Source organism: Streptomyces bohaiensis (assembly GCF_012033785.1).
Classification (GTDB): domain Bacteria; phylum Actinomycetota; class Actinomycetes; order Streptomycetales; family Streptomycetaceae; genus Streptomyces; species Streptomyces bohaiensis.
The window spans coordinates 1-8,483 of sequence record NZ_JAAVJC010000204.1 but is presented as its reverse complement, the minus strand read 5'-3'; the positions used below and the strand labels follow the sequence as shown (position 1 = coordinate 8,483).

The window sequence follows — 8,483 nt, the reverse complement described above, 5'->3', positions numbered from 1 at the left end:
CCCGCCGGTGGGGACCCGGGCGCGGCGGCGCGGCCCGGGCCCCAGCTCCACGGCGCTGCACCACCACCGCCCGCGCCGGTGCTCCAGCCGGAACGCCAGCGCGCGGACGCGGTCGGCGGAGCCGATGCGGGCGAAGACCTCCAGGACACCGGCGGCGGGCCGGCAGAAGCCCACCCGGCGGACCGCCGCCGTGGTCGGTCCCTCGCGCAGCGGGGCGCCCTCCGCGAGCCGGACCAGCTGGTCGAAGGCGCCCGGGCGGACGTGGCCGAGCAGGGTGTGGACGGGGCTGCGCCCGCTCAGGACCTGGACGAGCCGCTCGGCGAACCAGTCGTGCGGGCGGGCCGGGTCGGGCACCCCGAGCCGGCGCGGTCGGCCGCCGCTTCCCGGGCCGGGCCCCGCCGGCCCCCGCGGCGCGGTGGTGCCCGCCCGGCGCGTGCCCGTGGCGCCCGTGCTGCCCGGACGACGTGTACTGACCCCCATGAAGACCCCTCCCCGTGTGCTACCCCTCGGTAACAACAGCGGAGTGTAGTCATGTGGTCACGCAATGGGCAACTGTTTCGGTGCCGGTGTCGTGCGGGGCGCACGGCGCGGCTCCGCCGGCGCCCGGTCGTATCCTTGGCGCATGCGCGTCTACCTCCCTCTCACCCTCCCCCGGCTGGCCGAGCTGCACCGCACCGGTGAGGTGGCGCCGGCGCCGCTGACCGCGCACGCGGTCACCCCGGGGCTGCGCGAGTGGTACCTCGCCGGCGGCGAGGAGGAGCTCGAGTACGCCGCGCTGGGCCGGGCGGCCCATGCCGCACTGGCGCTGCTGGCCGCCGACCCCGGCGCGCCGCCGCGTCGGGTGGTGCTGGCGGTGGAGGTCGCCGACGGCGCGGCGCGGACCGACCCCGACCGGGCGCTGGACCCGGAGGCGGTGAGCGAGGTCGTCCTCGACACGGCGGTCCCGCTGGCCGATGTCGCCGCGGTGCACGTCGACGCGGACGAGGCGGCCGCCGATGTCGCCGCGGCCGTCGCGGCGCTGGCCGGTGCCGCCCGCGGCGACGAGGACGCCCGGCTCGCCGTGGACGGCGCCGCCGACCACGAACTGCTCTGGTACGGCGTCCAGGAGATCGACACCCTCGTCTGACCCGGTGCGCCCGCCCGTGGGCGGTTCACCCGGCGGCCACGGGCGGCGAGCGGTGTGTCCGAGCCCTCACGTACCGTCGAGGCATGGACCAGCAGCATCCCGGTACCCCGCTCGCCACGACCCCCGCGGCTGTACCCGGCCCCGCCGAGCCGCCTCCGCCCCCGGCCGTCGCCGTGGCGGCCGCCGCGAGCCGGCCCGCGGCGGCCGGCGACACCTGGGACGGCGCCCACATCGTCTGGGACTGGAACGGCACCCTGCTGCACGACATCGACGTGGTGCTGGAGGCCACCAACGCCTCCTTCCACGAGATCGGGATGCCGCCGATCACCCTGGAGCGCTACCGCGAGCTGTACTGCGTCCCGATCCCGCGGTTCTACCAGCGGCTGCTCGGCCGTGTGCCCAGCGCCGCCGAGTGGGAGGTGATGGACGGAGCCTTCCACCGCCACTACTTCGCCCGGTGCGAGCGAGCGGGACTCGCGGCCGACTGCGCCGACCTCCTCGCGGAGTGGACGGCGGGCGGCGGTACCCAGTCGGTCTGCTCGCTGGCCCCGCACGACCGGCTGCTGCCCTGGATCGCCCGGTTGGGCATCGAAGGCCACTTCCTCCGCGTCGACGGCGATCTCGGCGCGGGCACCCGCGAGGGCAAGGCCGCGGCGATGGCCCGGCACGTCGCGGCGCTCCCCGGGGTCGCGGCGGGGCGCACCGTCGTCATCGGCGACGCGGCGGACGACGCCCGGGCAGCCCGCCACGCCGGGGCCAAGGCCGTGCTCTACACCGGCGGTTCGCACAGCCGCGCCAGCCTGGAGAAGGTCGGGGTGCCGGTGGTGGACACCCTCACCGAGGCGGTCGCGGCGGCCCGGGCCCTGGTGGTCTGACCGTGCGACGCGGCTGCGCCGCCCGCGGTTCTGTCCGGAAGGGCCAACTTTCCGCGCGGGTCTTGCCCCGTGGGGACATGTCCGGCCCCGGGGGCCGAGGGGATAGCCTGGCAGGCGTGATCAGTGCGAGACCCGCCGGGGGCAGAGCCGCCTCCCGCGCCGTTGCCGCCCCCGCCCGTTTGCGGGGGCGCGCGGTGAGTGGTCCGCCGATCGCGTCGCCGCCCGCCCGCACCGCTCGGCCGGAGCACGGCCGATGTCGCGCGGGATGAACGGCGACGCCGGCACCGGCCGCAGAGCGCCGGAGCCGCCACCCAGACGCCCGACCACGACGTCCCGCAACGGCGCGCGACAGGAGCTGCGAGGAATGCACAGCAAGCTGGATGAAGGCAAGGCCGAACTACTGGAGCGTGCCGCCGAAGTGGCGGACCGGGGGCCCAACAACGGCCAGCCCTCGCACGGGATGGACGCGGCCGCACTCCGTGCCTACCTGCAGCGCTACTACCTCTTCGTGGCACCGGAGGACCTCGCCGGGCGCGACCCGGTCGACGTCTGCGGTACCGCTCTCTCCCACTTCCGGCTCGCCGGCGCCCGCCCGCAGGGCACCGCCAACGTCCGCGTGTACACGCCCACCGTCGACGAGATGGGCTGGACCTGCAGCCACACCGTCGTCGAGGTCGTCACCGACGACATGCCGTTCCTGGTGGACTCCGTCACCAACGAACTGTCCCGCCAGGACCGCGGCATCCACATCGTGGTCCACCCGCAGATGATCGTCCGCCGGGACATCACCGGGAAACTGCTGGAGGTGCTGGACGCCGGTCGCGACCCGTTCGGCGAGAGCGCCACCAACTACGAGCCCGAGGACCTGCCGGCCGACGCCGTCATCGAGTCCTGGATCCACGTGGAGATCGACCGCGAGACGGACCGCGAGGACCTCACGGAGATCGAGGCCGACCTCCGCCGCGTCCTCAGCGACGTCCGCGAGGCGGTGGAGGACTGGCAGAAGATGCGGGGGCAGGCGCTCCGCATCGCCGACGGCCTGCACGAGGACGTCCCCGGCGAGCTGATCGCCGACCAGGAGGTGGAGGAGGCCCGCGAGTTGCTGCGCTGGCTGGCCAACGACCACTTCACCTTCATCGGCTACCGCGAGTACCGGTTGGACCGCCGTGCGAACGGCGCCGGCAACGACCGGCTGACCGCCGTGCCCGGCAGCGGACTCGGCGTCCTCCGCTCCGACCCGACGCACCACCCGGAGGGGGACCCGCCCTACCACCCGGGCAGCGAGCGGGCCGCCTCGCCGGCGTTCGACCGCCTGTCGGCCGCCGCCCGCGCCAAGGCCCGCGAGCCGCGGGTGCTGGTGCTGACCAAGGCCAACAGCCGTGCCACCGTGCACCGCCGCTCCTACCTCGACTACGTCGGCGTCAAGACTTTCGACGCCGACGGCAACGTCACCGGCGAACGCCGCTTCCTCGGCCTGTTCTCCTCCGCCGCGTACACCGAGTCGGTGCGCCGCGTCCCGGTGATCCGGCGGAAGGTCTCCGAGGTGCTGGCCGCCGCCGGGTTCGCGCCCGACGGCCACAGCGGTCGCGACCTGCTCCAGATCCTGGAGACCTACCCCCGCGACGAGCTGTTCCAGACCCCGGTCGACACGCTCCGCTCCATCGCCACCGCCGTGCTCCAGCTCCAGGAGCGCCGCCGGCTGCGGCTGTTCCTGCGGCAGGACGAGTACGGCCGGTACTACTCGGCCCTCGTCTACCTGCCGCGCGACCGCTACACCACCTCGGTGCGGCTGCGGCTGGTCGACATCCTCAGCGAGGAACTCGGCGGCAGCAACGTCGACTTCACCGCCTGGAACACCGAGTCGGTGCTCTCGCGGCTCCACTTCGTCATCCGGGTGCAGCCCGGCACCGAGCTCGCGGAGCCGACCGAGGCCGACGTCGACCGCATCGAGACGCGGCTGGCGGAGGCGTCCCGCTCCTGGACCGACGGCTTCGCCGAGGCGCTGCTGGCCGAGTGCGGCGAGGAGCAGGCAGCCGAGGTGGGCCGCCGGTTCCACAACGCCTTCCCCGAGGGGTACAAGGCCGACTTCCCGCCGCGCGCGGCCGTGGCCGACCTCCAGTACGTGCTGGAACTCGGTGCGGACCCGGACGCCGCGACGAGCGCCCCGGCACCCGGCGGCGACGGGCGGCACCCCTTCGCCCTGAGCCTCTACGAGCCGGTCAGCGCCGCCCCCGGCGAGCGGCGCCTCAAGATCTACCGGACCGGCGCCCCGGTCTCCCTCTCCGCCGTGCTGCCGGTGCTGCACTGCCTGGGCGTCGAGGTCGTCGACGAGCGCCCCTACGAGCTGCGCCCCGCCGACGGCTCCGCCGCCTGGATCTACGACTTCGGGCTGCGCATCCCCGAGCACCTGGCCGCCGGCCTCACCAGCGACACCCGCGAGCGGTTCCAGGACGCGTTCTCCGCCGCCTGGACCGGTGCCGCCGAGAACGACGGCATCAACGCGCTGGTGCTCGCCGCCGGGCTGACCTGGCGCCAGGCGATGGTGCTGCGCTCCTACGCCAAGTACCTCTGGCAGGCCGGCGCCCGGTTCTCCCGCGAGAACATGGAGGAGACGCTCCGCAAGAACGTCCACACCACCCGGCTGCTGGTCTCCCTCTTCGAGGCCCGCCTCAACCCCGAGCGGCAGACCGCCGGCCGGGAGCTGACGGACGGCATCCTGGAGGAGCTGGACGGCGCCCTGGACCAGGTCTCCAACCTGGACGAGGACCGCATCCTGCGGGCGTTCCGCACCGTCATCACCGCCACACTGCGCTCCAACTACTTCCAGACCGGCGAAGACGGCGCACCCCACCCCTACCTCGCGACCAAGCTGGACCCGCAGGCCATCACGGACCTCCCCGAGCCGCGCCCCGCCTACGAGATCTGGGTGTACTCGCCGCGGGTGGAGGGCGTCCACCTCCGCTTCGGCAAGGTCGCCCGCGGCGGGCTGCGCTGGTCGGACCGGAAGGAGGACTTCCGGACCGAGATCCTGGGGCTGGTCAAGGCCCAGGAGGTCAAGAACACCGTCATCGTCCCGGTCGGCGCCAAGGGCGGGTTCGTCGCCAAGCGGCTGCCCGCCCCCTCGGACCGCGACGCGTGGCTGGCCGAGGGCATCGCCTGCTACCGCACCTTCATCTCCGGCCTGCTCGACATCACCGACAACCTGGTGGAGGGCGAGGTCGTCCCGCCGCGCGGCGTGGTGCGCCACGACGGCGACGACACCTACCTGGTGGTCGCCGCCGACAAGGGCACCGCGACCTTCTCCGACATTGCCAACGAGGTCGCCCAGTCCTACGGCTTCTGGCTCGGCGACGCGTTCGCCTCCGGCGGCTCCGCGGGCTACGACCACAAGGGCATGGGGATCACCGCCCGCGGCGCCTGGGTCTCGGTCGAGCGCCACTTCCGGGAGCTGGGCCACGACACCCGCACCCAGGAGTTCACCGTCGCCGGCATCGGCGACATGTCCGGTGACGTCTTCGGCAACGGCATGCTGCTGTCGGACCAGATCCGGCTGGTCGCCGCCTTCGACCACCGCCACATCTTCCTCGACCCCGATCCGGACGCGGCCACCGGTTTCGCCGAGCGGCGCCGGCTCTTCGAGATGCCCCGCTCCTCCTGGGCCGAGTACGACACCTCGCTGATCTCCAAGGGCGGCGGCGTCCACCCCCGCACCGCCAAGTCGATCCCGATCACCCCGCAGGTCCGCGCCGCGCTCGGCATCCCCGGCCGCGCCGCGACGATGACCCCCAACGAGCTGATGCAGGCGGTGCTGCGCGCCCCGGTCGACCTGCTCTGGAACGGCGGCATCGGCACCTACGTCAAGTCCTCGCAGGAGAGCCAGGCCGACGCCGGGGACCGCGCCAACGACGCCATCCGCGTCGACGGCCGCGAACTGCGCGCCAAGGTCATCGGCGAGGGCGGCAACCTCGGCATGACCCAGCTCGGCCGGATCGAGTTCGCCGAACGCGGCGGCCACTGCAACACCGACGCCATCGACAACAGCGCCGGGGTGGACACCTCCGACCACGAGGTCAACATCAAGATCCTCCTCAACGGCGTCGTCGCCAACGGGGACCAGACCGTCAAGCAGCGCAACCGGCTGCTGGCCCGCATGACCGACGAGGTCGGCGAGATCGTGCTGCGCAACAACTACGCGCAGAACGTCGCCCTCGCCAACGACCTCACCACCTCGGCCAGCCTGCTCCTCGCCCACCAGCGGCTGATCCGGCGGCTGGAGGCCGACGGCCACCTCGACCGCAAGCTCGAGTTCCTGCCCGACGACGAGCAGATCCAGGAGCGGCTGCACGCCGGGGAGGGGCTCACCCAGCCCGAACTCTCCGTCCTGCTCGCCTACTCCAAGCTCGCCATCACCGAGGAGCTGATGGGGACCGGGCTGCCGGACGACCCCTACGCCCAACGGCTGCTCCAGCTCTACTTCCCGGCCCCGCTGCGGAAGAAGTTCCCCGACCGCGTCGCCGGCCACGCGCTGCGCCGCGAGATCATCAACACGATGCTGGTCAACGACACCATCAACGTGGGTGGTTCGTCGTTCGTGCACCGCATGCACGAGGAGTCCGGTGCCTCCACGGAGGAGATCCTCCGGGCCCACACCGCCGCCCGCGCCATCTTCGCGCTCAACCAGATCTGGGACACCGCGGAGCGGCTGGACAACCAGGTCGACGCCGCGACCCTCACCCGGATCCGGCTCCACTCGCGGCGCATGGTCGAGCGGGCGGCGCGCTGGTTGCTCAACAACCGCCCGCAGCCCCTGCAACTGGCCGAGACCATCGACCTGTTCGCGGGCCGGGTCGGTCAGGTCTGGCAGGAGCTGCCCAAGCTGCTGCGCGGTCAGGACCTGGAATGGCACACCTCCGTCCAGGACGAGCTGGTGGAGCAGGGCGTCCCGGGCGAACTCGCCCAGCAGGTCGCCGGGTTCTCCGCCGCGTTCCCCGCGCTGGACGTGGTGGCCGTCGCCGACCGCACCGGGCGCGAGCTGCTGGACGTGGCGCAGGTGTACTACCACCTCGCCGACCAGCTGGGCATCTCCCGGCTCCAGGACCGCATCAGCGAGCTGCCGCGGGCGGACCGCTGGCAGTCGATGGCGCGGACCGCGATCCGGGAGGACCTCTACGCCGCGCACCAGCTGATCACCGCGGACGTGCTGGCGGCCGGTGAGGCCACCGACGCGCCCGAGGAGCGGTTCGCCGCGTGGAGCGAGCGCAACCAGGCCATCCTCGGCCGCGCCCGCGCCACGCTCCGGGAGATCCAGGAGTCCGACACGTTCGACCTGGCCAACCTCTCGGTCGCCATGCGGACCATGCGGACGCTGCTGCGCTCCAACCGCTGACGGCAGGCTCCGCCGACGGGCGGGCCCGCGGCGCCGGGCGCAGCCGCCCCGGCAGCCGTCACCCGCCCGGCGCAGCACGTAACCCGTACCGCCCGCCCGGCAGGTGCGGCGCCCGGCCGCTGCCTACCGTGGCGGCATGGACGCAGCACGCACCACCACCGGGACGGGCACCACCCAGCTGCCGGGCTGGGCCGGCGCGGCGGTCTCGCTCACCGGGCGCCCCGCCCGCCGCCGCCCCCTGGTGCTGCCGGCCCAGTGGGCCGCGACGCCGCTGACGGTGGTGATGCCGACCTACGACGAGGCGCTCACCCTCACCGTGGTCGCCGACGCCCTGCTGGCGCTGCCGCTGCCCGGGCTGCGGCTCCTCGTCGTCGACGACGCCAGCCCGGACGGGACCGGGCAGCTCGCCGAGCGACTCGCACTGCGCCACAACACACCCGGCCGCCCCTGGCGGATGGCGGTGCTGCACCGCCCCGCGAAGGCCGGGCTCGGCCGCGCGTACGCCGCGGGGATGCGGTGGGCGCTGGCCGAACAGGGCAGCGGGTACGTGCTGCAGATGGACGCCGACGGCAGCCACCCCGTCGCCGCCGTCCCCGAGCTGCTCGGCGTCGCGTGCTCCCTCGGTGCCGGACTGGTGGTCGGCAGCCGGTACGCGCCCGGCGGCACGCTGTCCGCACGCTGGGCGCTGCACCGCCGGCTCCTCTCCGGGGGCGGCAACCGCTACGCCCGGACGGTCCTGGGCTCCCGGGTCCGCGACCTCACCGGCGGCTTCAACCTCTGGGGGGTGGAGACGCTGCGGCGGCTGCGCCCGGCGACGGCGGGCAGCACCGGGTACGCCTTCCAGATGGAGCTCAAGCACCGCGCGCTGCGGGCCGGCGCCCGTGCGGTCGAGGTGCCGATCACCTTCGCCGAGCGCCGGGCCGGCGATTCCAAGATGTCGCTCGCGGTGCAGACCGAGGCCGCGCTCCTGCCGTGGCGGCTCCGCCTGCGGGACCTGCGGGAGGTGCCCGCCCCGCCGGCGCTGCGGCGCCTGCCGCTCCTGCGGCGGGATCGCGTCCGGCCGCGGATCGCCCCGCCCGCCGGCACCGGCGTCGGC

At 74.2% G+C, this 8,483-nt stretch carries 5 protein-coding genes; 4 read left to right on the top strand and 1 reads right to left on the bottom strand.

Features of this window, described 5'->3' with window-relative positions; translation table 11 throughout:
- A partial coding sequence (locus HCN52_RS18465) for an Rv3235 family protein (protein ID WP_245175267.1) occupies positions 1–480 on the bottom strand: 480 nt, incomplete at its 3' end.
- A gap of 142 nt (positions 481–622) precedes the next feature.
- Here HCN52_RS18465 and HCN52_RS18460 point away from each other — a divergent pair.
- From HCN52_RS18460 to HCN52_RS18445, 4 genes are all read left to right on the top strand, one after another.
- Complete coding sequence (locus HCN52_RS18460; RefSeq protein WP_168089564.1) at positions 623–1,126, top strand: DUF6912 family protein; 504 nt, start codon at positions 623–625, stop codon at positions 1,124–1,126.
- A gap of 83 nt (positions 1,127–1,209) precedes the next feature.
- Positions 1,210–2,001 carry an HAD family hydrolase gene (locus HCN52_RS18455; RefSeq protein WP_168089563.1) on the top strand — a complete coding sequence of 264 codons (792 nt, stop codon included), beginning with the start codon at positions 1,210–1,212 and terminating at the stop codon, positions 1,999–2,001.
- A gap of 364 nt (positions 2,002–2,365) precedes the next feature.
- The gene (locus HCN52_RS18450; RefSeq protein WP_168089562.1) at positions 2,366–7,387 is read left to right on the top strand and encodes an NAD-glutamate dehydrogenase; all 5,022 of its coding nucleotides are present in this window, start codon (positions 2,366–2,368) and stop codon (positions 7,385–7,387) included.
- Positions 7,388–7,523: 136 nt separating this feature from the next.
- Positions 7,524–8,483, top strand: a 960-nt coding sequence (locus HCN52_RS18445; protein ID WP_209314713.1) for a polyprenol monophosphomannose synthase, incomplete at its 3' end; no start/stop codon positions are given.